Annotated in this window: 30 protein-coding genes and 1 tRNA gene; 26 read left to right on the top strand and 5 right to left on the bottom strand. The window is 41.0% G+C overall.

Going from position 1 to position 22,995, the window contains the following annotated elements:
- The first annotated feature begins 119 nt into the window (after positions 1 to 119).
- The 12 genes from ACXQIQ_RS00830 to ACXQIQ_RS00885 all read left to right on the top strand — a co-directional run bounded on the left by ACXQIQ_RS00830 (position 120) and on the right by ACXQIQ_RS00885 (position 7,513).
- Positions 120 to 872 carry a phosphotransferase family protein gene (locus tag ACXQIQ_RS00830; RefSeq protein ID WP_439300630.1) on the top strand — a complete coding sequence of 251 codons (753 nt, stop codon included), beginning with the start codon at positions 120 to 122 and terminating at the stop codon, positions 870 to 872.
- A gap of 208 nt (positions 873 to 1,080) precedes the next feature.
- On the top strand, positions 1,081 to 1,368 hold the full coding sequence (locus ACXQIQ_RS00835) for a hypothetical protein (protein WP_439300629.1): 288 nt from the start codon (positions 1,081 to 1,083) through the stop codon (positions 1,366 to 1,368).
- Positions 1,369 to 1,438: 70 nt separating this feature from the next.
- Positions 1,439 to 1,906 (top strand): hypothetical protein, encoded by a 468-nt coding sequence (locus tag ACXQIQ_RS00840; RefSeq protein WP_439300628.1) that lies wholly within the window; start codon positions 1,439 to 1,441, stop codon positions 1,904 to 1,906.
- Between the two features lie 256 nt (positions 1,907 to 2,162).
- Positions 2,163 to 2,528 (top strand): GNAT family N-acetyltransferase, encoded by a 366-nt coding sequence (locus tag ACXQIQ_RS00845; RefSeq protein WP_439300627.1) that lies wholly within the window; start codon positions 2,163 to 2,165, stop codon positions 2,526 to 2,528.
- Positions 2,529 to 2,583: 55 nt separating this feature from the next.
- On the top strand, positions 2,584 to 3,006 hold the full coding sequence (locus ACXQIQ_RS00850; protein ID WP_439300626.1) for a VOC family protein: 423 nt from the start codon (positions 2,584 to 2,586) through the stop codon (positions 3,004 to 3,006).
- Positions 3,007 to 3,535: 529 nt separating this feature from the next.
- Complete coding sequence (locus ACXQIQ_RS00855) at positions 3,536 to 4,093, top strand: DJ-1/PfpI family protein (protein WP_439300625.1); 558 nt, start codon at positions 3,536 to 3,538, stop codon at positions 4,091 to 4,093.
- Positions 4,094 to 4,518: 425 nt separating this feature from the next.
- Positions 4,519 to 4,710 carry a PspC domain-containing protein gene (locus tag ACXQIQ_RS00860; protein WP_439300624.1) on the top strand — a complete coding sequence of 64 codons (192 nt, stop codon included), beginning with the start codon at positions 4,519 to 4,521 and terminating at the stop codon, positions 4,708 to 4,710.
- Positions 4,711 to 4,966: 256 nt separating this feature from the next.
- Positions 4,967 to 5,527, top strand: a complete 561-nt coding sequence (locus tag ACXQIQ_RS00865) for a sugar O-acetyltransferase (RefSeq protein ID WP_439300623.1) — start codon at positions 4,967 to 4,969, stop codon at positions 5,525 to 5,527.
- Positions 5,528 to 5,608: 81 nt separating this feature from the next.
- Positions 5,609 to 5,851 (top strand): hypothetical protein, encoded by a 243-nt coding sequence (locus tag ACXQIQ_RS00870; protein ID WP_439300622.1) that lies wholly within the window; start codon positions 5,609 to 5,611, stop codon positions 5,849 to 5,851.
- A gap of 313 nt (positions 5,852 to 6,164) precedes the next feature.
- Complete coding sequence (locus tag ACXQIQ_RS00875) at positions 6,165 to 6,674, top strand: hypothetical protein (RefSeq protein WP_439300621.1); 510 nt, start codon at positions 6,165 to 6,167, stop codon at positions 6,672 to 6,674.
- Positions 6,675 to 6,813: 139 nt separating this feature from the next.
- A complete protein-coding gene (locus ACXQIQ_RS00880) occupies positions 6,814 to 7,287 on the top strand; it encodes a DUF2975 domain-containing protein (RefSeq protein ID WP_439300620.1) in 474 nt (157 codons plus the stop codon).
- Between the two features lie 10 nt (positions 7,288 to 7,297).
- On the top strand, positions 7,298 to 7,513 hold the full coding sequence (locus tag ACXQIQ_RS00885) for a helix-turn-helix domain-containing protein (protein ID WP_439300619.1): 216 nt from the start codon (positions 7,298 to 7,300) through the stop codon (positions 7,511 to 7,513).
- Positions 7,514 to 7,585: 72 nt separating this feature from the next.
- Here ACXQIQ_RS00885 and ACXQIQ_RS00890 read toward each other — a convergent pair whose 3' ends face one another.
- Together ACXQIQ_RS00890 and ACXQIQ_RS00895 are read right to left on the bottom strand one after the other, a co-directional pair.
- Complete coding sequence (locus ACXQIQ_RS00890; protein WP_439300618.1) at positions 7,586 to 8,317, bottom strand: HipA family kinase; 732 nt, start codon at positions 8,315 to 8,317, stop codon at positions 7,586 to 7,588.
- A gap of 68 nt (positions 8,318 to 8,385) precedes the next feature.
- Positions 8,386 to 8,709: a hypothetical protein gene (locus ACXQIQ_RS00895; RefSeq protein ID WP_439300617.1), complete on the bottom strand. Its 324-nt coding sequence runs from the start codon at positions 8,707 to 8,709 to the stop codon at positions 8,386 to 8,388.
- Between the two features lie 199 nt (positions 8,710 to 8,908).
- On the opposite strand from ACXQIQ_RS00895, the gene ACXQIQ_RS00900 reads away from it, so the two are divergent.
- From ACXQIQ_RS00900 to ACXQIQ_RS00910, 3 genes are read left to right on the top strand one after another with little or no spacing between them, the layout of a single operon-like run.
- On the top strand, positions 8,909 to 9,463 hold the full coding sequence (locus tag ACXQIQ_RS00900; protein WP_439300616.1) for a cysteine hydrolase family protein: 555 nt from the start codon (positions 8,909 to 8,911) through the stop codon (positions 9,461 to 9,463).
- 16 nt (positions 9,464 to 9,479) lie between these two features.
- A complete protein-coding gene (locus tag ACXQIQ_RS00905) occupies positions 9,480 to 10,238 on the top strand; it encodes a class I SAM-dependent methyltransferase (protein ID WP_439300615.1) in 759 nt (252 codons plus the stop codon).
- Positions 10,239 to 10,253: 15 nt separating this feature from the next.
- Complete coding sequence (locus tag ACXQIQ_RS00910; protein WP_458025697.1) at positions 10,254 to 11,135, top strand: GNAT family N-acetyltransferase; 882 nt, start codon at positions 10,254 to 10,256, stop codon at positions 11,133 to 11,135.
- Between the two features lie 43 nt (positions 11,136 to 11,178).
- On the opposite strand, the gene ACXQIQ_RS00915 is transcribed toward ACXQIQ_RS00910, so the two are convergent.
- Together ACXQIQ_RS00915 and ACXQIQ_RS00920 are read right to left on the bottom strand one after the other, a co-directional pair.
- Positions 11,179 to 11,502 carry an antibiotic biosynthesis monooxygenase family protein gene (locus tag ACXQIQ_RS00915; protein WP_439300613.1) on the bottom strand — a complete coding sequence of 108 codons (324 nt, stop codon included), beginning with the start codon at positions 11,500 to 11,502 and terminating at the stop codon, positions 11,179 to 11,181.
- 105 nt (positions 11,503 to 11,607) lie between these two features.
- A complete protein-coding gene (locus ACXQIQ_RS00920) occupies positions 11,608 to 11,952 on the bottom strand; it encodes a winged helix-turn-helix transcriptional regulator (RefSeq protein WP_439300612.1) in 345 nt (114 codons plus the stop codon).
- A gap of 121 nt (positions 11,953 to 12,073) precedes the next feature.
- On the opposite strand from ACXQIQ_RS00920, the gene ACXQIQ_RS00925 reads away from it, so the two are divergent.
- The 6 genes from ACXQIQ_RS00925 to ACXQIQ_RS00950 all read left to right on the top strand — a co-directional run bounded on the left by ACXQIQ_RS00925 (position 12,074) and on the right by ACXQIQ_RS00950 (position 16,522).
- On the top strand, positions 12,074 to 12,568 hold the full coding sequence (locus ACXQIQ_RS00925; protein ID WP_439300611.1) for a lactoylglutathione lyase family protein: 495 nt from the start codon (positions 12,074 to 12,076) through the stop codon (positions 12,566 to 12,568).
- A gap of 158 nt (positions 12,569 to 12,726) precedes the next feature.
- Positions 12,727 to 13,689, top strand: coding sequence for a metal ABC transporter solute-binding protein, Zn/Mn family (locus ACXQIQ_RS00930; protein WP_439300610.1), 963 nt, complete (start codon positions 12,727 to 12,729; stop codon positions 13,687 to 13,689).
- 548 nt (positions 13,690 to 14,237) lie between these two features.
- Complete coding sequence (locus tag ACXQIQ_RS00935) at positions 14,238 to 14,672, top strand: BrxA/BrxB family bacilliredoxin (protein ID WP_439300609.1); 435 nt, start codon at positions 14,238 to 14,240, stop codon at positions 14,670 to 14,672.
- 118 nt (positions 14,673 to 14,790) lie between these two features.
- A tRNA-Arg gene (locus ACXQIQ_RS00940) sits at positions 14,791 to 14,865 on the top strand.
- Between the two features lie 122 nt (positions 14,866 to 14,987).
- Positions 14,988 to 15,944, top strand: coding sequence for an aromatic acid exporter family protein (locus ACXQIQ_RS00945; protein WP_439300608.1), 957 nt, complete (start codon positions 14,988 to 14,990; stop codon positions 15,942 to 15,944).
- 62 nt (positions 15,945 to 16,006) lie between these two features.
- A complete protein-coding gene (locus ACXQIQ_RS00950; RefSeq protein ID WP_439300607.1) occupies positions 16,007 to 16,522 on the top strand; it encodes a L,D-transpeptidase in 516 nt (171 codons plus the stop codon).
- An 81-nt stretch (positions 16,523 to 16,603) separates the two neighbouring features.
- Here ACXQIQ_RS00950 and prli42 read toward each other — a convergent pair whose 3' ends face one another.
- Positions 16,604 to 16,693 (bottom strand): stressosome-associated protein Prli42, encoded by a 90-nt coding sequence (gene prli42, locus ACXQIQ_RS00955; protein ID WP_439300606.1) that lies wholly within the window; start codon positions 16,691 to 16,693, stop codon positions 16,604 to 16,606.
- 170 nt (positions 16,694 to 16,863) lie between these two features.
- Here prli42 and ACXQIQ_RS00960 point away from each other — a divergent pair, with 170 nt between their 5' ends.
- The 5 genes from ACXQIQ_RS00960 (at position 16,864) to ACXQIQ_RS00980 (ending at position 22,845) form a co-directional block, all read left to right on the top strand.
- Complete coding sequence (locus tag ACXQIQ_RS00960) at positions 16,864 to 18,519, top strand: acyl-CoA mutase large subunit family protein (RefSeq protein WP_439300605.1); 1,656 nt, start codon at positions 16,864 to 16,866, stop codon at positions 18,517 to 18,519.
- 24 nt (positions 18,520 to 18,543) lie between these two features.
- Positions 18,544 to 19,386: a methylmalonyl-CoA epimerase gene (gene mce / locus ACXQIQ_RS00965; protein ID WP_439300604.1), complete on the top strand. Its 843-nt coding sequence runs from the start codon at positions 18,544 to 18,546 to the stop codon at positions 19,384 to 19,386.
- 2 nt (positions 19,387 to 19,388) lie between these two features.
- Positions 19,389 to 20,936: an acyl-CoA carboxylase subunit beta gene (locus ACXQIQ_RS00970; protein WP_439300603.1), complete on the top strand. Its 1,548-nt coding sequence runs from the start codon at positions 19,389 to 19,391 to the stop codon at positions 20,934 to 20,936.
- Positions 20,937 to 20,960: 24 nt separating this feature from the next.
- Positions 20,961 to 22,088 carry a M20/M25/M40 family metallo-hydrolase gene (locus ACXQIQ_RS00975; RefSeq protein WP_439300602.1) on the top strand — a complete coding sequence of 376 codons (1,128 nt, stop codon included), beginning with the start codon at positions 20,961 to 20,963 and terminating at the stop codon, positions 22,086 to 22,088.
- Between the two features lie 253 nt (positions 22,089 to 22,341).
- Positions 22,342 to 22,845, top strand: a complete 504-nt coding sequence (locus ACXQIQ_RS00980; RefSeq protein WP_439300601.1) for a MarR family transcriptional regulator — start codon at positions 22,342 to 22,344, stop codon at positions 22,843 to 22,845.
- The last annotated feature ends 150 nt before the right edge of the window (positions 22,846 to 22,995 follow it).

Below are 22,995 nucleotides of genomic sequence, written 5' to 3' on the forward strand. Positions count from 1 at the left end.
TTATTCCATTATAGGGGCATATCCAGAATAGGAGATGTCCCTTAATTATGAAATTTTTAATTGTGTTAAATCTTATAATTTGAAATAATTGGTATTAAGAGAGGGGGTATTAGAGTCAAATGAATTTAGGTACTCCAGTAGCGATAGGAAACACAGCAAAGATCTATCTTTATGAAAATAAAATCATCAAGTTATTTAATGACAATTTACCAGATAATGAATCTATAAATGAAGCGTTTAAACAGAAGTATGCTTATTCGTGTAGACTCTCTGTTCCGAAGGTATTGGATGTCACAAAAATAGAAGGTAAGCAAGCTCTTATTATGGAATACATCAAAGGAAGAACAGTAGGGAAGATTTTATCAGGTAATATAGAACAAGCAGAATATTACATGAGCATTTCCATAGATATACAACAAAAAATTCATCAAATTGAAGCCAATACAATCGAACTTATGTCAAAAAAATTGACTCGACAAATAGAAAATGCTTCTGCTTTAGGATATAAAGTGAAGTTAGCTTTGATAGATAAGTTAAACTCAATGAAATTTGAAAAAAGGCTTTGTCATGGAGATTATCATTTATTTAACTTAATTATGTCGGAAAATAAAGTGACAATTATTGATTGGGTAGATTCAAGTGCTGGTGATTTACGGGCCGATATATATAGGACGTATCTGCTGTATTCACAACTTTCATTAGAATTAGCTGATATGTATTTGCGAATTTATTGCGAAAAAAGTGGCTTGTCAAAAGATGAGATCTTTCAATGGGCTCCAATAATTGCTGCAGCAAGATTGTCTGAGAATGTATCATCTGAAAATTCCAATCGACTAATGGAAATTGTAAATTATTATTGTTCTACAAGATAATTTTATTCAACAAACGGGAGCATATCTGATGTTTGGATATGTCTTTTTATTATGGAATTAATGATTGAGTTAATACCTATATTTTGGAATAATTGCTATAAATCTAGAGTGCAGATTTATTCAAAAGAAATTAAAAGTAATTTAAAAACTGGGATGAAGCACATTATTATTTATCAGGATATGATTAAAATATATGGAGGTATTAGTTATGTGGGTAATATTAGGGGTTATTGCAATAGTAGCAACTATTATAAATCTTTATATGTATACAGCAGGAAAGGATTATAAGCTTGCTATGGCAATGGGATTATCATTTACAGCATTAACACTTTGTGCAGAATACAGTCTTGTATCTCGATGGGTAAAAGTGGAAGATTGGGCAGCTTTATTAGATGTAGTACCTGGTATGGAAAGGGCATTATGGGTTTTAACAATCGTTTCTATCTTACTAAATATATCACCTATAATTTTAGAACTAAGAGGTAAGAAAAAATGATTTTTCTTGTTCAACTTTCTTTGGCGAATTTCTATGAAAGATAGGCTAAATCATATGAAGGGGTTACCATATGAAAAATACACTAGTCATATTTTTGTTTCTAATTGGATTAACCCTTAGCGGATGCTCGAATAATGGCTTGGATGGAGAAAGGCCTCCAGAAGCTTTCGTAAAAGTGGGAAGTGAAACTTTTAGAACCATTTTAGGAACTTATTGCTGGAAAGGAAAAGGAAAAGGGATTTGTGTAGATACAGTTGGACCTAAAGAAATTTTGAAAGGGAAAGAACCGATTCCAGTGAAACAAGGAGAAGAAATAAATCTTGTAATCAATTTTGAACCAAAACCAAATGAGTTTCATGTCCTACAGATCAATGAGAATGATGAAGAAATTGAAGTAAGTGTAAAAAATAATAGTTTCAATGTCCCTTTGCAGAGGGGCGTTTACTATTATTCTTATGGAGTATGGTGGATGGACGAAAAGGTAGAACACTTATCTCATGGTGATGCTTTTTATAATTTTGTTATAAAAGTGGAATAAGCTATTTGAATGAGCGTTGATCTATTAAAGGATTAATGCTTTTTTTGTTTTATATCTAACCTTATTAATAGGTTCGTTTACCGTTTGAAGGATAAACGGTCCTTTTATCGAATCTTTAAATAACAGTTGGCAGGAAAAATTTTGACAAGGTGATTTATATGGTTAGGATGGGGATAGGTGTCTCTTGAAAAGTAATTAGGGAGGCGAAAACATAAATATAAAATATGAAGAAGATACTGAGTTAGAAATCTATGCAGTGAAAACATTATATAATGATGCGAACTGGTCAGCTTATACTAATGATATCGTAAAACTGAAGGAAGCAATAAACTGTTCTTTAAAGGTTATTACGGCTTGGGATCATGACAAATTGGTAGGGTTAATTAGAGCTGTCGGTGATGGAAAGACCATTATCTATATCCAAGATATATTGGTTCTGAAAGCATACCAGAATAATGGAATTGGTTCACACCTTCTTGAATTGCTGTTATCAAGATATAAAGATGTCAGACAAAAAGTGTTATTAACGAATGATGCGGTGGATGTAAGAGCCTTTTATCAAAAACACGGATTTTCATCGTGTGATAAAGGTGATCTAGTATCGTTTGCTAAGTTTGATTAATGATTTTCTCTTTCAATTAGGGTTTTCTTTATTATTCCAAAGGAGTTGTTGAATAATGTCAATTTCACTGAACCCATATTTATTTTTTGACGGTAACGCGAGAGAAGCAGTCCAGTTTTACGAGAAAGCGCTGGGCGGTAAAGTAATCGGTATCATGACTTACGGAGATATGCCGGCGGACCTGAATAATCCGCTGTCGGATGATATGAAAGATCGTGTCATGCATGCACATTTGAAAGTTGGCGATGGGGACCTTATGTTCTCTGATACGTTTGAAGGCATGCCTTATCAGCCAGGCGATACAATTCAGATTGCCATCCATCCAAAGGAAGAGTCAAGAGCGAGAGACATTTTCGCTGCTTTGGAAGACGGCGGACAAGTCCTTATCCCCCTTCATAAGACGGATTTTAGCCCATTGTATGGGATGGTAAAAGACAGGTTCGGGGTTAGTTTTAATGTGAATGTTCCAGCGGAGTAACTTACAAGAAACAAGCTCTTACTATTTCAACCAACAACGCCTCCTGTTCAATGGCACAGGGGGCTTACTCATTTTCAAGTTCAATGGTAGGCTTAATCCTAACTGGAGTGTGTGTGCAATCGATAGAAAGAATTAGATTGGAGTATAGAAAATGTTAGGTGAAGAGAAAATTCCGGATTTTTCACCTCATCCATTCACTCAGTGGTTTTTGGTGATTGTATTCGGTGTTCCATTTGTAGTGTTGTTAATATGGTCCATAAAAAATTCCGAAAAAAGCTATTTATTCGGGAAACGATGGCTGTTTAAAGGCGAACCGCATATTTCTAAAGTAGGCATCTTTTGGCTTCGTATAACTAATACCATACTATTAATTATCACATTATTGTTCTTTATGAACTGGCTAATTAGTTTTTTCAAGAATTAGTTGGTCAAAGCTTACGATTACATAAAGGGGTTGTTATATATGAAACATATTAAAAACAAAGAAACAGGTCGTTGTAGAATTTAAAATGACAAAGGGGATGAACATTTGAAAGTTTTATTTTTTCTGTATGATGGATATGTAGATTGGGAGATTAGTCCATTGTCTTACATGTTAAGTATTTCGGATATTGCTATTGAAACAGTAGCATTAACAGAGGAAGTCACTCATAAAGGTATGTTCAAGATCATGCCTGATCTGAATATTGAGGATTGCGACCCATCAGAATATGAAATGTTGATCATACCCGGAGGCGAGCCTGCTCCACTAGATAAAGAGGAGCGCTTGTTGGATCTTATCCGTAAGTTCGATGAACAAGGGAAATACATTGCTGCCATTTGTGGCGCTCCGACATTTCTTGCAGCAACAGGAATATTACGGGAAAGAAAATACTCGACCTCAATTGAAGAGCCAGAGTACTTACATTACTTTGATCAAACATTCAAAAGTGAATCAGATGTGACTGTGTGTGAAAATCTAATAACCGCTGAAGGGAATGCCTATATTGAATTTAGTGTTGCGGTTGGTAAAGAACTGAAAATATTTGAAGACAGAGAAGATGAACTTGAAACAGTCTTGTTCTTTAAAAATCAACTTAGAGGATAATAGCGTACAGGAAAAGATCAACCATATTGCTGGTTGGTCTTTTTTTAGTAAGTATTTAAAAATTTGTACGCTCTTTTTTTGTACCCTTGTTCCTTCTGGAAAATATAAGAAACTTTTTGATTGATTAATGCGTATAGAAAGAAATAAGCTTTATTAATGGGAGGTATTCCATGGATTTTATTAGTTGGTATGACTGGATAACACCTACTAATCCTTATGCTTCAATATTTTTCGGCGTCTTATTTACTATGATTCTAGGAATTACAATATGGGTAGAAACGAAGCATTTTAGAACTGTCATAATCCTTGCTGTAACTGGGTTTGTTGTGACTGGCATTGGGGTTGTCATACTAAATGCTATCGGCTACTATGTGTAACTCTAAAATAGTGGTTTTGATTTAAATATGTGAGAAGGAGGGGGGGCTATGATGTATAAAAGAAATTTAAGAAGATCATATATTGATAAGTCCATACAAGGAGTTTGTGGGGGAATAGCTGAGTTTTTTGGTATTTCTTCGTTAGCTGTTAGATTAATATTTGTACTTACACTGCCAACTTCTTTACTTATATATCTGATTCTTGCTAACACGCTTGACGATACCCCTCCAACTTTATAGAATTCTGAAGGACATATTTTATTTCACTGGGGGACTTGTAATGGGAATAGGTTTAATAATCTTTGGGATTACTATTTTTCTGCTAGGTTTATTTACACCTGTGAATGATTTTTATACTCTTCCAATATCAATCGTATTGATTGCATTCGGTAGTAATCTAATAATGAATAGACGAAAATCCTCTAGGAGGCGTTAATCTAATTAAGGGTTACGCTTTCTTACTTTGGAAGAGGAATATAAAAAGGAGATTTACTTTATGAGAACAGAAAAAGAGAAGATGTTAGCAGGAGAAATGTATGATCCAGCTGACCCAGTCTTATTAAAAGAACGGGAGGAAGCTAGACGAAAGGTCAGAATCTATAATCATACATTGGAGACTGAACATGAAAAACGGATAGGAATATTGAAAGAACTACTTGGATCTACTGGTAAAAACGTTTATATGGAGCCAAATATCAGATTTGACTATGGTTATAACACGCATGTTGGAGAGGACTTTTTTGCGAATTTCGATTGTACCATCTTAGATGTCTGTGAAGTACGATTTGGGGACCACTGTATGCTTGGTCCTGGTGTACAAATCTATACAGCAACTCATCCTCTTCAACCGACAGAACGTAATTCAGGTAGAGAATACGCCAAACCGATTACATTTGGAAATAATGTGTGGATTGGAGGAGGTGCAATCATTAACCCTGGTGTAAAAGTTGGGCATAATGTGGTAATCGCCTCTGGTGCAGTAGTAACGAAAGATGTCCCCGAGAATGTGTTTGTTGGCGGTAATCCAGCAAAAGTAATTAAAGAGATAGAAGTTTGAGCAGCTCATTCTGGAATAATACCGAAACAAAATACATAACCATTCGTAAATAATAAATAAAAACTTAAAGGTGGGATTAGTTTGAAAAAGAGCGTAATCTCATTAGTGGGTGGAATAATCTTAGGTCTCATCATTTCTTATTACACACTTGAATACAACGGTTGGAAATATATCTATGGAGACGAGAATGGTGATCCATATCTCATCATTAATGAATTGGATGTAGATTTATTAATGAACGGGTTATTGATTGTAATCGGTATGTCAGCCCTGATTTATTTGATTTGGACTCTGATAGAAAGGATTTCGGAAAGGATTAATTAGGGGAACAGACGAAAGACAATCCAATACAACGATTTGAATTCATCACCCTTCATGTCTTGGTTAATGTTTGCACCCATAACTTACTATTCATTCAAGATAGAGTTTTACATCATTTTCATAGGTGCAGCATTGTGGCAGCTATTTCTGTTCATTCATTTAGTTAGAAATTTGTTATAGAAAAGATAGACAAGTAGATCGTTTTAGATGATTAAGATTCCCCAATATAAAGTAGGAAGCTTCACATTTATATACCTGAGTGTAATTCGTTAAGTGATGAGGGATACTACAATGAAAATATATTGGGGTGATGTTTTTGAAGAGAGAAATGTACTTATTTGTAGTTGTGTTAATTGGTCTAACCCTAGTCCCATTCAAATCCTATGCTGAACAACCAAGGTTATCGGAAGAATGTATGAAAAAGATGGAATTGAGAAATGAAAAATACAATCGATTGGTAATGAAGGATATCATTGCCGGGTTCAACCTTGATATAGATGAAGTGAATTACCGAAAAGTAACAAGAGAAGGTCTGGAAACGGCATATATGATTTACGGTGGAAAGCTAAGAGATGACTACTACAATTCTTTGAAAGAATATTTTAATGTGGCATCTCGTGGAAATCCTATGTTATTTGTAAGACCACAAGAAGCTTATCTTTTGTATAAACAGCTTAACAACACAAATGTAATGATTCATTTAAAGCTCAACGGCTCTAAATGGGTGGAAATCAACCGGGATAAAAAATCAGGAAACTACATTGAATTTCAAAAGCTGAAATGCGAAACAAAATACATGAAAGAAAAGCAGAAAATTTTAAACTAAATTCAGCTAGGAGCATTCCTTCATAAGGAGTGCTTTTTATTTTGTCTGTGAGATATATATTAATAAATAACAATTATTTATTGTAAAACAATAAATAACGTAGTATATTTAACTAAAATAAATAAGCGAGGTGCTTTTAATGAATAGAGGAACGCTCTTCCTGAAGGTGGTTGTCTTTCTCCTAGCCATTCCAATCATCGGGATGTGTATATTTTTGTTACCGTGGATTGCGCGAGAAGTATCAGATAGTCAATTTGCGAATTATTTTTATCCAGTCTTAATCGGTATGTATGCATCAACGGTTCCATATTTAATCGGTTTGTTCCAGGCTTATCGTTTGTTGAGCTATATTGATCAAAACCGAGCGTTCTCACAATCGTCCATAGGTGCTTTGAAAACAATCAAGTTCTGTGCCAGTACTATCAGCGTCTTCTATCTCGTATGCTTACCCTTTTTCTACCTTATTGGAGAAAAAGACGATGCACCAGGAGTCATCCTCATGGGGTTCATTCTTATTTTCGCCCCAATGGTGGTCGCTGTCTTTGCTGCTGTTCTCCAGAAGCTTTTACAACAAGCCATCACCATAAAAACAGAAAATGATCTGACAGTGTGAGGTGGTTATTATGGCAATCATAATTAATATTGATGTGATGCTAGCGAAAAGAAAAATGAGCGTAACAGAACTCACCGAAAAGGTTGGTATAACGATGTCCAATCTTTCTATCTTAAAGAACGGAAAAGCCAAAGCGATTCGATTTTCAACGTTGGAGGCAATTTGCAAAGCGTTGGATTGCCAACCAGGAGACATTTTAGAATATAGAAATGACGAGCATGAATAAAAACACCCATGATAAAAAGTACCCTAAGCTGTCAGTGCTAAGGGTACTTACTGAGCAGTTATACAATATCGATTAAGTTGCTAGTATCGCATTCATGTTCTTTGCTAATTGTTCTTTAGATCTTTCTAAAAAGGCTTTTATAGCTTGCTTTTTTTGATCGGTGACTTTCCAATCAGAAGGTATGGATTCAAGAAGTTCGTCTAATTTATCTTCAGGAAACTCCTCAATTTGTTTGATAAACGTTAATGTGGCGTCTTTACAATTTGAAATGGATAGTAACCAATCGTGTATATGTTTTTTACTTGAATGCAACTGTTGATAGTTGGTTTCCGCAAACGTATGGGTGTGGTCTATTATATGAATGAAGTATTGATCGTCCTCGAGTTTTTGACAAAGGATATTTTTCCGATGTCGATCCTTGTTACCTGTCCATACATCAAATACGAAGACTTTAGGTCCTGCATCCCGATTGATGAGTTGATGTTCATTCGGTCTAAATTTGTTCAAGTCAATACAATTCGTTAGATACTCACTGCAAAATTGTGTCCCGTGCTTAAATCGATGCTTGAATAGTCTTCCATTTTTTCTGATGAAGCTTTTCGGTATCTGAATGGTATCGAATTGAACGATGGGAAGGTTCAGTTCTTGAGCAAGTCTACCGATAACATACTCACGAACCAGATATTTTGATCCACCAAGGTAATGTTGGAATTTGACGACATACTGCCTTTCGTTATCAAATTGTATGATTTGTGGACGTGTGAAACCATGTAATTCCTTGATGACTTTAATTGGTGTCACCATGGCCTGCCCTCCTAATCTATCTTCAAACTAAAAAGGGGTGGCCGATTAGACACCCCATCCAATTTCTGTTACTCGCTGCTGTTATCTTGAGGTGTATTGCCCCAATATTGAATCCCTTTTATCTCTCTGCAGTCAACTGTGACTGGGAGGTTCAGGTCACCATCATTGTCTTCACTAATAAATGTTGCAGCACAGATGTCTTCTTCTAAACAAACGAATCTCAGTACAGCTGCTGTGGAAGTAGGGTCTGTAGTCGTAATCAAGAAGTAATCATCTCCGAATGTGATACGGACTCTGTCCCCGACATTCAACCGTTTAACGAGTTCACAGCCGAATGAATCACATTTCTTTCCTTTCTTCTTACAACACCCATCACTTGAAAATAAACTCATTCTCCATCCCCCTTTCTTCGGGTTTCATATTAATATATTGCGACTAGCAGAAATTTGGATGGACATGTACCCAAGTCGTCCAAATTTGGGTTCACATCAGATTGTAAGCAGCTGTCCATAAATTTACAAATATACATCTTTTGCTTATGATGAAGAAGTGGGAAATTTCAGATAAAAGAGAAAAGGGGTTCTTGTGATCATGATACATAATCAGGTTTTGTTGAGTGTTGATGTACAAAATGCATTTTTCGACCCGAAATGGGGCGAGCGCAACAATCCGAATGCGGAAGAGAATATGAGAAAAGTATTGGATGTGTATCGTGAAAAAGGTTGGGAAGTCATACATATCCAGCATAAAAGCGACAAACCTGACTCGGTTTTCTACCATGAAGGGGAAGGATTCACTATAAAGGAGATCGTTGCACCGATTGAAAGTGAGAAAGTGTTCACGAAGTATGTGAACAGTGCTTTCATCGGAACAGGTCTGAATGAGTATTTACAAAGTATACACGCTGAACATGTTGTCATTGTAGGGTTGACGACTCCTCATTGTGTATCGACGACAACGCGGATGAGCGGAAACTTCGGGTACGATACGTACTTGTTATCCGATGCGACTGCTGCTTATGAACTGGTCGACCACAACGGCAAAAATGTAGATCCAGAAACGGTCCACTATGTGTCGCTTGCTACTTTGCATGAGGAATTTGCGACTGTGATGACCACTGAACAATATTTGCAAACAATCAAATAACAAACGAGGGATACATATGCTAGGGTACTATAGTCGATTATCATCTGAAATTTATGATATTGATAAGCCGATCGGCCGTTCGTTCGGCGATATCGAGTTCTACTTGGAACGTCTCGAGTCGGTGGAGGGACCGATCCTCGAACCTGCGACAGGGACTGGCCGGATCTTGATTCCTCTGCTGGAAAAGGGCTTCCAAGTAGATGGCTTCGATTCATCCGAGGAAATGCTCAGCATCTGCCGAAGAAACTGTAAGCAACGAGGGTTAGACCCGACACTTTTCAATGGAAAAATGGAATCCTTTTCATTGGACACCCAATACGGAGCGATCATCATTCCGACGGGCACCTTCTTGCTGTTGCATGAGCGGGAGAAGTCGATCGCTGCGTTAAAGAATTTCCACAAACATCTGAAACATGGTGGGAAGTTGATCGTCGATGTGTTCTTACAAACGGATATTACGCTTGGAAAAGTATCGACAAGAACGTGGGAGTTGGCGAACGGGGATGTCATCACGCTGGAAGACAAGACCGTGCAAGTCGATTACATCAACCAGTATACAGTTGGTCACAACCGTTATGAAAAGTGGCGTGATGGAACGTTGATTCAGTCTGAGCTGGAGAAGTTTCCATTGCGTTGGTACGGGGTAGAGGAGTTCAAAACGATCCTGGAGCAGGTCGGGTTTGAGAATATCGTCATTTCTTCCGGTTATGAGTATGGAAAATATCCCGAGACGCATGGTCAGCCAATCACGTTTGAAGGGACGGTACACAAATAAAAGCAAGGAGTTCGAATGATGATCCATTTGCAAAATCGTCCGGTCTATGAAGAAGTGGCAAGTTTCATAGCGGAGTTAAACAAAGAAAAACATCACCACGTCGGTTATTGTGGTGAACAGACAGATGAGGTCTTACATACTTTGCTCAACGAATTTTCGGATTTACCGTTGGAATCCTCTTTAGTCGCTGCCTTTGAGGATGACCGAATGGTAGGTGTGTTTGGCATCGATCTGGAGAAAGAAAGTGGAGAAGGTGAATTGTGGGGACCGTTTGTCCGACATGTAGATTGGCATGAAGTTGCCACGTTGATGTGGGCGTTTTTAAATGGACAAGTTTCCGATCATCTGAAAAAGGTGGTGGGCTTTTACAACGTGGAAAATCAGAATGCCCATCAGTTCATGGAATGGTTGGCAGCTGAAAAGCGTAACAGACATGCTATTTTGAAGATCGCTCAAGGGAACCATACCTCTGATACTGTCGGGCAAGAATGCGTTGAACTGTCAGATCCATTGATTGAGGATTTTCAAAGGTTACATGACGAAACGTTTGAAGATACGTATTTCTCTTCCGTTGACATTCTCGGTAGGAAAAATCGAGAAAATAAGGTGTTCGTAGAGAAAGATGGTGGCGATTTGAAGGGATACATTTACGTGGAAGCGAATCCTGCTTTTGGCGAAGGAGATATCCACTATGTCGCCGTGTCACCTCAGTATCGGAAGCAGGGTGTTGGAAAGCGGTTGGTTCAGAAAGGGTTGGATTTCATGTTCTCATTCCAGGAACTTGAGGAGATTGTCTTATGTGTGGATGCGGACAATGAACAAGCATGCAGATTATATGTAGGGGCTGGCTTTAAAAAAGTACATACGCTCAATTCGTATGTACTGGAGGTCAATTAAGTGGAAGGACACATAAATGGTTTATGTGTCCTTTTTTTTCATGTTACTTTAAACGGTTGAAATTCGGGAACAATTGGTCGGCTTCTGATAGTGAAGAGAGGTTTTTCATTTCGGCGACTTCCATCATATGCTCCCAAACTTTCATGACTGTACTGGATTCATGGGCCTGATTTTTTGCCTCGACAGATTTCCATTGAAACAGTTCTAAATATGTACCGTTCTCACTTTTGAGCAGCAAAGGTTGGAAATCGGTAATCAAGCCTTCACGCCGTAATAGTGGTGTGTGACCTTCAATGATCTTCAGCAGTTCTTCTTCTTTTCCCTCTTTAGGTTGATATAGAGCAATGGCGAAATTCGAATTTTCCACTTCAGACACCCCTTTAGATTAGATACTTCAAGCGTAATCCGAAGGCCGCTCTTTGTAAATAAAAAGGTGAACGGTGTCGTTCATCTATCATTACATTATTCCTCATCAACAGAAGTCTTCGCCGTTATCGGTTCCCCAGCGATGCATTTCATGGAGTATGGGCATGAGGGTCATTCCTTTATCCGTCATGGAGTATTCGACTCTTGGTGGAATCTCATCATATTGCTTTCGAGTGATCAGTCCATCCTGCTCCAATTCCTTCAACTGTTCTGTCAAAACTTTATGTGTCACACCGGGAAGTAGCCGTCTCAATTCGTTATAACGATAGGTTCCTTCGACTCCAAGGTGCCATAAGATGACCGTTTTCCACTTGCCGCCGATTTTGTTCAATGTATATTCGATTGCACATTTCAGTTTCCCTTGATCATCGACTTGAACAGAATTTTTCATGTATTATTCCACTCCTTACTTACCTTAAGGTTAGTTTCTCACAAAAAAGTGCATTCTTACATAAACGAATCTTACTGATTTATAATAATCAATGTCAAAAGATAACTAGGAGGGAATTGAAATGTACCCATATCCAAGAACATTTTCACATATCGGATTGTCTGTACCGAACCTTGAAGAGGCAGTCAAATTTTATAAAGAAGTCTTTGGTTGGTATGTCATTATGGAACCATCCGAGGTTCTGAACGATGATACGCCAATTGGACAAATGTGCCGCGACGTATTCGGGAATGATTGGGAGAAGTTCCGTATTGCCCATTTAGCGACTGGAGACAAGATTGGCGTTGAGCTATTCGAGTTTCCACACAACGAAAATCCTGAAAACAACTTCGAATATTGGAAAACTGGGTTGTTCCACTTCTGTATCCAGGATCCTGATATCGAAGGAATTGTGGAGAAAATCAAAGAATACGGCGGAAAGCAACGGATGCCGATTCGCGAATACTATCCAGGTGAAAAGCCTTATAAGATGGTTTACGTGGAAGATCCATTCGGTAACATTTTCGAGATTTACACACACAGCTACGAATTGACGTATTCACAAGGTGCATATTAAGAATAGGAAAGACAGGGTGACTGCATGGTCATCCTGTTTTTTTTACATTGGAAAAAGAAATAGCTTGTCTAACGCTTGAAAATCGGAATGGTTACGATATAATAGAGAATGCTTTTATTTTAAATAGTAATTGGAAAGAGACGAAAGGGGAAGTACCATTGAGATTATTCACGATCATACTCTTGTTCTCGATGTTGATTGCCGGATGCAGTCCTGATGGCTCAGACGCGGAAAAAGAACAAGGATCTCAATTGAAAATTTATACGTCCATCTATCCGTTGCAATATTTTGCTGAGCGGATCGGTGGGGAGCACGTAGACGTTCAATCGATCATTCCGCCAGGTGCGGATGGACATACGTATGAGCCGACAACGAAAGAACTGATTAAAATTGCTGAATCGGATATGTTGATCTATAACGGCGCAGGGTTCGAAGGTTTTATTGATAAAGCGAAAAACTCCCTGGATGAACAGGATGTCGTATTCGTGAAAGCATCGGAAAATATTCATGCTGGTGAAGAGGGCGAGGATGCCCATGAGGACCATAGTGATCATGATGAAGGTGAGCATGAAGGCGAACATGATGAACATGCTCATGAGGGTGAAGATCCACACTTCTGGCTTGATCCCGTTCAAGCGATTCAGATGGCTGATACGATTAAGCATGAAATCATCGAGCTACGCCCTGAGTTGAAAGATGAAATCGAAGCGAATTTCGGCACTTTGAAAAAGGATCTGCAAGAGCTGGACGGACAGTTTGAAAAAGTAGCAGAGGAAGCGGAACGAAAAGAATTCATCGTCGCCCATAGTGCCTATGGGAAGTGGGAAGAGCGGTACGGCTTGAAGCAGATTTCCATTTCCGGCTTGTCCCCGTCGCACGAACCAACTCAGAAAGAAGCACAAAAAATCATCGATTATGCCCGAGAACATGATGTCCGCTATATCATCTTCGAGAAAAACTTCACTTCGGATGTCGCTGAAATGATCCGTAAAGAAGTGGATGCAGAAGTGCTCTATTTGAGCAATTTGGAGTCACTGACTGAAGAACAGCTAGATGCTGGAGAAGATTATATGAGCATTATGAGAGAAAATGTCCAGACACTGAAAAAAGCACTAAATTAATTACAAAAAAATCCTGGAAATTAGTTTTAAAATTTGACAGCGGGGTATATAACCAATACAACACCTCTATACCCCCTAACCCCCTTTCAAAGTGAGCCTCGTGCTTGCTTTCTTTTTTTGCGCAGATCTAGGTGATATCATGCACGAAAATCGGGTTTTAGGGGGATTTCCTGCGGGTAGAGCGGTTATCCTGCCCTCAAACTAGCTGTTCTGTTGTTTTCAGGGAAGGATCTAAGCCCAATCCCTCGTATTCATTACCACCAAGACTGATTTCTGCGTTCATAGGGATGAATAGCCCTTATTCATTCCCATCATCAGCGGTTTTTGCCCTTCTTAGGGACGAATAGACCCTATTCAAAACCATCATTGATGGTTTTTTCATTTTATAGGGATGAATAGATCTCTATGAGTACCCGAAAAACCAAAGATCCAAAAAGGAGGACTCATACATAAGTATGAGTCGTCATATTGAATCCACAAATTTGCGCTCCAACCCTGATTCAGAATAAAATAGGATTAAGAGGGATATGGAAAGGGTGTGTTGGATTATGAGTAATATGAATTTCAACTTCTTCATGAATGATGTCGTCGTAACGGCCCGTAACGAAGCGAAAGAGGCAGGTTTCCAGGAGCTGACGACTCCAGATGAAGTCGATACAGCTCTAACGAAAGAAGGAACGACGCTCGTACTCGTGAACTCGGTTTGTGGATGTGCAGGTGGAATCGCACGACCAGCAGCCAATTATGCACTGCACAAGAGCGAAGTGAAACCAGAGCATACGGTAACAGTTTTCGCTGGACAAGATAAAGAAGCGACGGAAAAAGCAAGATCTTACTTTACAGGCTACCCGCCTTCATCACCGTCATTCGCACTACTAAAAGACGGCAAGTTGTTGACGATGATTGAACGTCATGAAATCGAAGGTTCAGAGCCGATCGAGGTTGTCGAAAAGCTTCAGGCAGCCTTCAAAGAACATTGCTAATCGATCAATTCAGAACGTCAGCCCACCCAAGGGATGACGTTCTTTTTTCCATTAAAAACACTGTTGACAATCCTATCGACTTCCGATAAAATTAATTTCTGTCACCACATAACAATTTGCGTCCATAGTGAAATGGATATCACACGAGATTTCGGCTCTCGTATTCTGGGTTCGAATCCTGGTGGGCGCGCCATTCATTGACTATTCAAACTCTGCTTAGCGAAAGCGGAGTTTTTTTGTTTTTGTTTGACCTTTATCGGATTTTTGGGCACGATGATTAATGAAAGATTTTCGTTCAGGAGGAAGGGGTAACCCATGAAATTTCAAATTGGGTATCGGACCATCAAGACTGCAATCGCAGCTCCCATAGCGATTCTCATCGCACAAGCTTTCAATCTGGAATTTTACATATCAGCAGGAATCCTTGCCATCCTTTGCATCAAGGTAACGAAAAAGAAATCGATCGTCAGTTCCTGGGAGCGTTTTGCCGCCTGTCTGGTCGGGATTCTTTTCGCTTTCATCTTCTTTGAAGGGATTTCGTATCATCCGTTGGTCCTTGGGCTTCTGTTGCTCGTTTTCATACCAACGATGGTCGCACTCAAATTGAAGGAAGGCGTCATCACAAGCTCGGTCATCATCCTACACTTCCTGGTCATTCAAGATTTTACATGGGCAATCGTATGGAATGAACTGGGCATCATCGTCATCGGAATCGGTATGGCGTTAGTCATGAACTTGTACATGCCGAGCATGGAAAAACAGTTGAAGAAATACCAGGGAGAGCTTGAGTCGAAATTCGAGATAATCCTTAAAGAGATCGCCTCATTCTTAAGAGAAGGCAAAAGCGATTGGGATGGAAAAGAGATCGTCGAAGCGGATGAAATCATCCAAAAGGCGAAGAGTCTTGCGTTCCGGAACGTCGAGAACCATCTCACCCGACATGAAGACCAATATTACAATTATTTTAAAATGAGGGAAAAGCAGTACGAAATCCTCGGAAGGGTCATGCCAATCATCACTGCTATAGACCACACCTACGTTCAGAACTTCCGTATCGCTGACTTTCTGGATGATATCGCAGATGCGATCCATCCTGGGAATACAGCACAAATTTATCTGGATGAATTAGAAGGGATGAGGGAAGCATTCCGAGAGATGGACCTACCAAAAGACCGATCGGAATTTGAGACGCGTTCAGCGCTCCATTACTTCCTGACCGAAATGGAACAATATCTGATCCTGAAAAGGTATTTTAAAGCTAGAGACGTGTGATAATCATGAGCCATTCAACGCAAAATAACCTGAAAGCGACTATTTCAGGAGGTTATGGCGTTATGGCATCATTCACACTGTTTCTAGCTTCTTTTTTATTCGTGGCGTCTCCGATCTGGCCACTCGGACTCAATCCACTTCCGGGTGATCCTTATGTGATCGTCAATAAAGCCGATAATACGTATGCCTATATTGATGATGGGAAAATTGAAAGGGAAGGGCAAGTCGCCACAGGGAGATTCAATGGGCTCACACCCGAGGGGGAATTCACGATCGTCGTCAAAGCGAAGGATCCTTATTATCGTAAAAAAGACATCCCTGGCGGAGATCCGGAAAACCCGCTTGGGTCAAGATGGATCGGCTTTGACGCTGAAGGGACGGACGGTCGCATATACGGACTTCACGGCACGAACAACCCAGAAGTCATCGGGAAATTCATCACTGCAGGTTGTGTGAGATTTTACGAGAACGATATCCAATGGCTCTTCGATCACGTTCCTTTAGGTACGAAAGTGTTAATCGTCGATCATGACACATCCTTTGAAGAACTCGCAAAAGAACGCCATTTAATCGAATAACCGATTCGTCATGAAAAAAGGCGGGAAAAGGATACCGAAGTCACAGCTACGGTAATCACATTTCCCCGCCTTTTCTAGTATCTAGAACATCAGTGCAACATTCGCCAAGAGTGAGACGACCATCGTTACGATCATGATGTAGATCATCACTTTCATCAATTTGTTTCGCATGGAATCTACCTCCTAAAACTCTCCTTCTTATTGTACATAGATTCGTGAAACCGGACAAGTGAAAGACTAGTTCGAGTTTTTTCGACGATTTGCAGGAGTTAACCGCTTACATAGAGAAGTGATGTAGGTGGTATATCTGGTTTACGTTATGGAAAAAGGAGGCTTCTAGAATGGAACAGGAGAAAGACTTCAATCAATTATACAAAGAGTGGCAAGAAACGACGAAAAAGTTGATGGAAAGATTCCCGGAGCGGAAAGAGGAGTTCAAAACTTCCTCCAACATACCGGTTGAACGATTATACTTACCTGAGCAACTGGAATCTGACTATATGGAGCAGCTCGGACTGCCTGGACAATATCCATATACAAGAGGGATTCAGCCGACGATGTATCGTGCACGGCATTGGACGATGCGCCAATATGCAGGATTCGGTTCTGCGGTTGAAACGAACAAACGGTTCCACTATTTGCTTGAGCAAGGACAAACGGGACTGTCCGTCGCGTTTGATCTCCCGACTCAAATCGGGTATGACTCCGATCATGCGATGTCGAGAGGGGAAGTCGGAAAAGTCGGCGTAGCCATTGATTCCTTAGAAGACATGGAAGCTTTATTGAAAGGCATTCCATTGGATAAAGTAAGTACATCAATGACGATCAATGCACCGGCGGCAGTGCTGCTAGCGATGTATATCGTCGTTGCAGAAAAGCAAGGGGTCTCACCTGAGAAAATCTCAGGAACGATCCAAAATGACATTTTGAAAGAATATATTGCACGGGGGACTTATATCTTCCCGCCTAAACCATCAATGCGTCTCATTACAGACATTTTCGCGTATTGCTCGGACAATGTGCCTAAGTGGAATACAATCAGTATTTCCGGTTATCACATCCGTGAAGCGGGAGCAACGGCAGCGCAAGAGCTTGCTTTTACAATTGCCAATGGAAAAGCATACGTCGAGGCGGCATTATCGGCTGGTCTCGATATCGATAAATTTGCACCACGCCTCGCATTCTTCTTCAATGCGCATAATGAATTTTTTGAAGAAGTGGCCAAGTTCAGAGCGGCGAGAAGAATGTGGGCGAAGATCATGAAAGAAGAGTACAATGCGAAGAATCCGAAAAGCTGGCAGCTCCGTTTCCATACCCAAACAGGTGGTTCTACATTAACGGCGCAACAACCTGATAACAACATCGTACGTGTTACGGTGCAAGCGTTATCGGCTGTACTTGGCGGAACGCAGAGTCTTCACACGAATTCCCGCGATGAGGCACTTGCTCTTCCGACAGAGGATTCAGCTCGAATCGCATTACGTACGCAGCAAATCCTGGCAAATGAGAGCGGAGTAGCAGATACAGTCGATCCACTTGCAGGCTCCTACTATGTCGAGTCGTTGACCAGTGAGTTGGAAAATGAAGCAAACAGCTATCTGGATAAAATAGAAGAGCTAGGTGGAGCTGTGTCTGCGGTTGAACAAGGTTACATGCAGCGTGAAATCCATCATACGGCTTACGAAACACAGAAAGCGATCGAAAAGGGCGATCAGATCGTCGTCGGAATGAATGCTTACCAATTGGATGATGAACCGAAGCCTGAACTGCATCGACTCGATCCGGAACTTGCGGCGAACCAGGTGAAAAAGTTGGCAGATATCCGGGAGAACAGGGATCAAGAACGAGCGAGCGCTCAGTTAGAAGCACTTCGCCGGGCAGCCCAAGGTTCAGACAACTTGATGCCTCATATTGTGGAATGTGTAAGATCGTATTGTACAATCGGTGAGATTTGTGGCGTTTTACGTGAAGAGTTCGGGGAATTCACAGGAATTTAAACAGCGGAGACGGAGGGAAATCAGATGGAAAAGAAAATAAGAGTGTTGATTGCGAAGCCAGGATTGGACGGACATGACCGTGGAGCGTTGATCATTTCTCAAGCCTTGCGGGACTATGGGATGGAAGTCATCTATACAGGGCTAAGACAAACACCGGAACAGATCGTCGCATCCGCCATCCAAGAGGATGTCGACGCAATCGGATTGTCTTGCTTGTCCGGTGCGCATAATGAACTTTTTCCAGATGTCATAAAAGGTTTGAAAGCACAAGGCGCAGAGGACATCATCGTTGTCGGCGGTGGCGTCATTCCGTGGGAAGACATTCCGTTCTTAGAAGAACAAGGTATCAAGAAGATCTTCACACCAGGCACGCTCTCAATTGATACAGCGAAGTTCATCGAGCAGGCTGTGTACCAGCGGGATGGGATTGAAGTGAAGAGTGACATGGAACTTGTGGAGAAGATTGATCACATCGGAATTGCTGTCCAATCACTTGATGACTCGCTTCCTTTTTATTTGGACACACTGCAACTAAAGCTGCAAGGCGTTGAAGAAGTAGAGTCGGAAAATGTGAAAGTCGCGTTCATCGAGGCTGGCAATGTGAAATTGGAATTGTTGGAGCCGACATCCAAAGAAAGCTCGATTCAAGGATTCATTGATAAGCGCGGACCAGGGATTCACCATGTCGCCTTAGGTGTGAAAGATATTGAAGGCAGGATTGCAGAATTGAAAAAGAAAGGCATCCAAATGATCCACGATGCACCTAAGCCTGGCGCAGGAGGAGCATCCATCGCATTCATGCATCCTAAATCAGCAAATGGTGTACTTTATGAATTGTGTGAGAAAGAATCGAAGGAGCGTTTGTAATCATGGACATCTACGATAAAATCAATGAACTGTATGACCGGCGCCGCGAAGTCGAAATGGGTGGCGGAGACGAACGAATCGATAAACAGCATGAAAAAGGGAAACTGACGGCACGCGAGCGGATCGATCTGTTGTTGGATGAAGGAAGCTTTGTCGAAATCAATCCGTTCATTGAACATCGAACGAACGATTTCGGTATGGACAAAAACCGTGCGCCTGGTGAAGGGGTCGTGACCGGGTATGGTACGGTCCACGGTCGTTCCGTCTATCTGTTTGCACAAGATTTCACCGTGTTCGGAGGCGCACTCGGAGAGATGCATGCACAAAAAATCGCGAAGGTGATGGATCTCGCTGCTGAGAACGGCGCACCATTCATCGGATTGAATGATTCCGGAGGCGCGCGTATCCAGGAAGGAGTCGTATCCTTGGATGGATACGGTCAAATCTTCTATCGCAACTCCGTCTATTCCGGTGTCATCCCACAGATTTCGGTCATCCTTGGACCGTGTGCGGGTGGAGCGGTTTATTCACCTGCAATCACTGATTTCGTTTTCATGGTCGAACAGACGAGTCAGATGTTCATTACCGGACCGAAAGTCATTGAAACCGTTACGGGTGAGAAGATCAGTGCAGAAGACTTAGGTGGAGCGAAAGTTCACAGTTCGAAGAGTGGCAATGCCCACTTTACAGCACCTACAGAAGAAGAAGTGTTGGCGAATGTGAGAAGGTTACTCGATTACTTGCCACAGAACAGTGAAGAGAAACCGGAACCGAAGCAAGTGGATGATGAATCGGATTATCGCGACAACCTTGCTGATATCGTTCCATTTGAATCGATTCGCCCATATGACGTCAGAAATGTTATTGTAGAAGTGGTCGATGACGGATCGTTTATGGAAGTCCATAAGGATTTTGCAAAAAATATCGTCGTTGGGTTTGGTAGAATCAACGGGGAATCCGTGGGTCTGATCTGTAATCAACCGAAAGTGATGGCAGGCGGACTGGACATCGATTCTTCCGATAAAGTAGCGCGTTTCATCCGTTTCTGTGACAGTTTCAATATTCCGTTGATCACCTTTGAAGATGTGACAGGCTTTTTCCCTGGCATTAAGCAGGAACATGGCGGTATTATTAGACATGGGGCGAAAATCCTTTACGCATACTCCGAAGCGACTGTACCGAAAATTACCGTCATCACTCGAAAAGCATATGGCGGTGCTTATGTCGCATTGAACAGTAAATCCATCGGAGCGGATCTTGTGTTTGCATGGCCGAATGCTGAAATCGCCGTTATGGGTCCTGAAGGTGCAGCGAACATCATTTTTGCAAAAGAGATCAATAATAGTGAAGACCCTGAGCAGACGAGAAAAGAAAAGATTGAAGAGTACCGGGAGAAATTCGCGAACCCTTATGTTGCTGCGGCAAGGGGAATGGTCGATGATGTCATCGATCCAAGGGAGACGCGGATCAAACTGACCCAATCCTTACATATGCTCAGGAACAAGAAAGTGCATCGTCCATATAAGAAACACGGCAATATACCGTTGTAAAGAACTGAAAGGAGACTTGATGATATGATCAATCAAGACAGACTTGTTGAAGAGTTTCTAGAGCTCGTGCAGATCGACTCAGAAACAAAATATGAAGAAGAAATTTCGAAAGTGTTGAAGAAGAAGTTTTCAGACTTGGGCCTTGAAGTCGTAGAAGACGATTCCAAAGAGAGAACAGGCCATGGTGCAGGGAATCTCGTTTGTACATTACCTGCTTCCAACGGATCTGCAGACTCGATCTACTTCACTTCTCACATGGATACAGTTGTACCTGGCAAAGGCGTGAAACCTTCCATAGAAGATGGCTACATCAAAACAGATGGGACAACCATTCTTGGCGCAGATGACAAAGCAGGGCTTGCTGCAATGCTTGAAGCCCTCAAAGTCCTGAAGGAGCAAGACATCCAGCACGGACAAATTCAATTCGTCATCACAGTAGGTGAAGAATCAGGACTTGTCGGTGCAAAAGAATTGGATCCTTCCCTTGTGGATGCGAAATTTGGATTCGCGCTCGATTCAGATGGTAAAGTCGGGAACATCATCGTCGCTGCTCCTACGCAAGCGAAAGTGAAAGCTGTCATCGAAGGGAAAACCGCACACGCAGGTGTGGCTCCGGAAAAAGGTGTTTCTGCCATTACAATTGCTGCAAAAGCGATCGCGAAAATGCCGTTAGGACGCATTGACGAAGAAACGACCGCGAACATCGGACGTTTTGAAGGCGGTGCAGGTACGAATACGAACATCGTCATCGATCATGTGGAAATCCTTGCGGAAGCTCGTTCATTGATTCCTGAAAAAATGGAAGCACAAGTGAAGAAAATGAAGGATGCTTTTGAGGAAACAGCAGAAAAAATGGGCGGAAAAGCACATGTCGATGTGAACGTCATGTATCCAGGCTTCAAATATGACCATGGAGATCATGTCGTTGTAGTGGCGAAACAAGCGGTCGAGAAACTTGGACGTAAACCGGAATTGCAACAAAGCGGTGGAGGAAGTGACGCAAACATCATCGCAGGCTTCGGAATTCCGACGGTCAATCTAGCAGTCGGATATGAAGAGATCCACACAAAGAATGAGCGCATGCCGATTGAAGAACTGGTCAAGACTTCCGAATTGGTCGTCAACATCATTCGCGAAGTAGGAAATCAATAAGTATGATGACGAAGGTTGATTTGGAGAAATGGGACTGTTTTCGTGTTGAAAGTCCTTCCAGCTCCAGGTCAACCTCTCATTTTACCTTATTAGCGAAAGTGGAAAACTCCTTCCATAGAGCTAGTCGTATTTAAGCACCCTGAAACGAATTTTGTAAAATAAGCATTGAAGGGTGTCGAAGTTTACAAAATATGTTAATATTAAACTACCTTTTAATGCCTATTAATAGACTAGAGAAAGCGAGGCGCTGGTAGTGAAAGTCAATATGTCCAACTTGCATATCATCATGAATTATTTGAGAGGGACTTATAAAGTATTGGAAGAAGAATGGCAGAAATCAGCTAGAAGCATTGGATTGACCCAAGCTGAGCAACACGTGCTGTGGATTGTCCATCTCGAAAAAGAAGCAACCATCACGAAAATTGCATCCATCGGATTGTGGGATGTGTCTACGGTTATGCAGGTCATTACACGTCTCAAGCAAAAAGGTCTCATCACCTTGATGAAAAAAGCGGCAGACCGCCGTGTGTCCTATGCGACTTTAACTGAATTAGGGGAACAGAAAATTCAAGAGTCCTATGATTTCTCGTATAAGTTGTACGACTATCTAGAAGACTATAGTAAAGAATCTGAGGATAATATGGAATTCATGAAACAAATGATGGATTTCCATAAAGAACTGAATCAATACTTTCATGGTTCCGAGTTCATCGATTGGACGGAAAGGACTTCAAAGTCTTTAAAAGACGGGAGCTAATGTAATGTGCATTCTCTTATGCCAGAGATTCTTTGATTGGACGCCACGTTGAATTCCATGGATTCAAGGATCCATTCTACAGAAGCGCCTGTTACAAGGGAAAGCTCATTGATAGTGGGGGAGCGATGTTGTTCTGCTTTCACATGTTCT

The organism is Pseudalkalibacillus sp. Hm43 (assembly GCF_054170705.1).

Bases quoted from the DNA above. Each gene is read 5' to 3' on its own strand.
- ACXQIQ_RS00900 (WP_439300616.1), top strand. From the start codon at position 8,909: ATGATACATAATCAGGTTTTGTTGAGTGTTGATGTACAAAATGCATTT.
- ACXQIQ_RS00835 (WP_439300629.1), top strand. From the start codon at position 1,081: ATGTGGGTAATATTAGGGGTTATTGCAATAGTAGCAACTATTATAAAT.
- ACXQIQ_RS00910 (WP_458025697.1), top strand. From the start codon at position 10,254: ATGATGATCCATTTGCAAAATCGTCCGGTCTATGAAGAAGTGGCAAGT.
- ACXQIQ_RS00860 (WP_439300624.1), top strand. From the start codon at position 4,519: ATGATGTATAAAAGAAATTTAAGAAGATCATATATTGATAAGTCCATA.
- ACXQIQ_RS00850 (WP_439300626.1), top strand. From the start codon at position 2,584: ATGTCAATTTCACTGAACCCATATTTATTTTTTGACGGTAACGCGAGA.
- prli42 (WP_439300606.1), bottom strand. From the start codon at position 16,693: ATGCGAAACAAATTGATGAAAGTGATGATCTACATCATGATCGTAACG.
- ACXQIQ_RS00970 (WP_439300603.1), top strand. From the start codon at position 19,389: ATGGACATCTACGATAAAATCAATGAACTGTATGACCGGCGCCGCGAA.
- ACXQIQ_RS00935 (WP_439300609.1), top strand. From the start codon at position 14,238: ATGAGTAATATGAATTTCAACTTCTTCATGAATGATGTCGTCGTAACG.
- ACXQIQ_RS00925 (WP_439300611.1), top strand. From the start codon at position 12,074: ATGTACCCATATCCAAGAACATTTTCACATATCGGATTGTCTGTACCG.
- ACXQIQ_RS00950 (WP_439300607.1), top strand. From the start codon at position 16,007: ATGGCATCATTCACACTGTTTCTAGCTTCTTTTTTATTCGTGGCGTCT.
- ACXQIQ_RS00975 (WP_439300602.1), top strand. From the start codon at position 20,961: ATGATCAATCAAGACAGACTTGTTGAAGAGTTTCTAGAGCTCGTGCAG.
- ACXQIQ_RS00880 (WP_439300620.1), top strand. From the start codon at position 6,814: ATGAATAGAGGAACGCTCTTCCTGAAGGTGGTTGTCTTTCTCCTAGCC.
- ACXQIQ_RS00890 (WP_439300618.1), bottom strand. From the start codon at position 8,317: ATGGTGACACCAATTAAAGTCATCAAGGAATTACATGGTTTCACACGT.
- mce (WP_439300604.1), top strand. From the start codon at position 18,544: ATGGAAAAGAAAATAAGAGTGTTGATTGCGAAGCCAGGATTGGACGGA.
- ACXQIQ_RS00920 (WP_439300612.1), bottom strand. From the start codon at position 11,952: ATGAAAAATTCTGTTCAAGTCGATGATCAAGGGAAACTGAAATGTGCA.
- ACXQIQ_RS00865 (WP_439300623.1), top strand. From the start codon at position 4,967: ATGAGAACAGAAAAAGAGAAGATGTTAGCAGGAGAAATGTATGATCCA.
- ACXQIQ_RS00840 (WP_439300628.1), top strand. From the start codon at position 1,439: ATGAAAAATACACTAGTCATATTTTTGTTTCTAATTGGATTAACCCTT.
- ACXQIQ_RS00905 (WP_439300615.1), top strand. From the start codon at position 9,480: ATGCTAGGGTACTATAGTCGATTATCATCTGAAATTTATGATATTGAT.
- ACXQIQ_RS00895 (WP_439300617.1), bottom strand. From the start codon at position 8,709: ATGAGTTTATTTTCAAGTGATGGGTGTTGTAAGAAGAAAGGAAAGAAA.
- ACXQIQ_RS00945 (WP_439300608.1), top strand. From the start codon at position 14,988: ATGAAATTTCAAATTGGGTATCGGACCATCAAGACTGCAATCGCAGCT.
- ACXQIQ_RS00960 (WP_439300605.1), top strand. From the start codon at position 16,864: ATGGAACAGGAGAAAGACTTCAATCAATTATACAAAGAGTGGCAAGAA.
- ACXQIQ_RS00830 (WP_439300630.1), top strand. From the start codon at position 120: ATGAATTTAGGTACTCCAGTAGCGATAGGAAACACAGCAAAGATCTAT.
- ACXQIQ_RS00885 (WP_439300619.1), top strand. From the start codon at position 7,298: ATGGCAATCATAATTAATATTGATGTGATGCTAGCGAAAAGAAAAATG.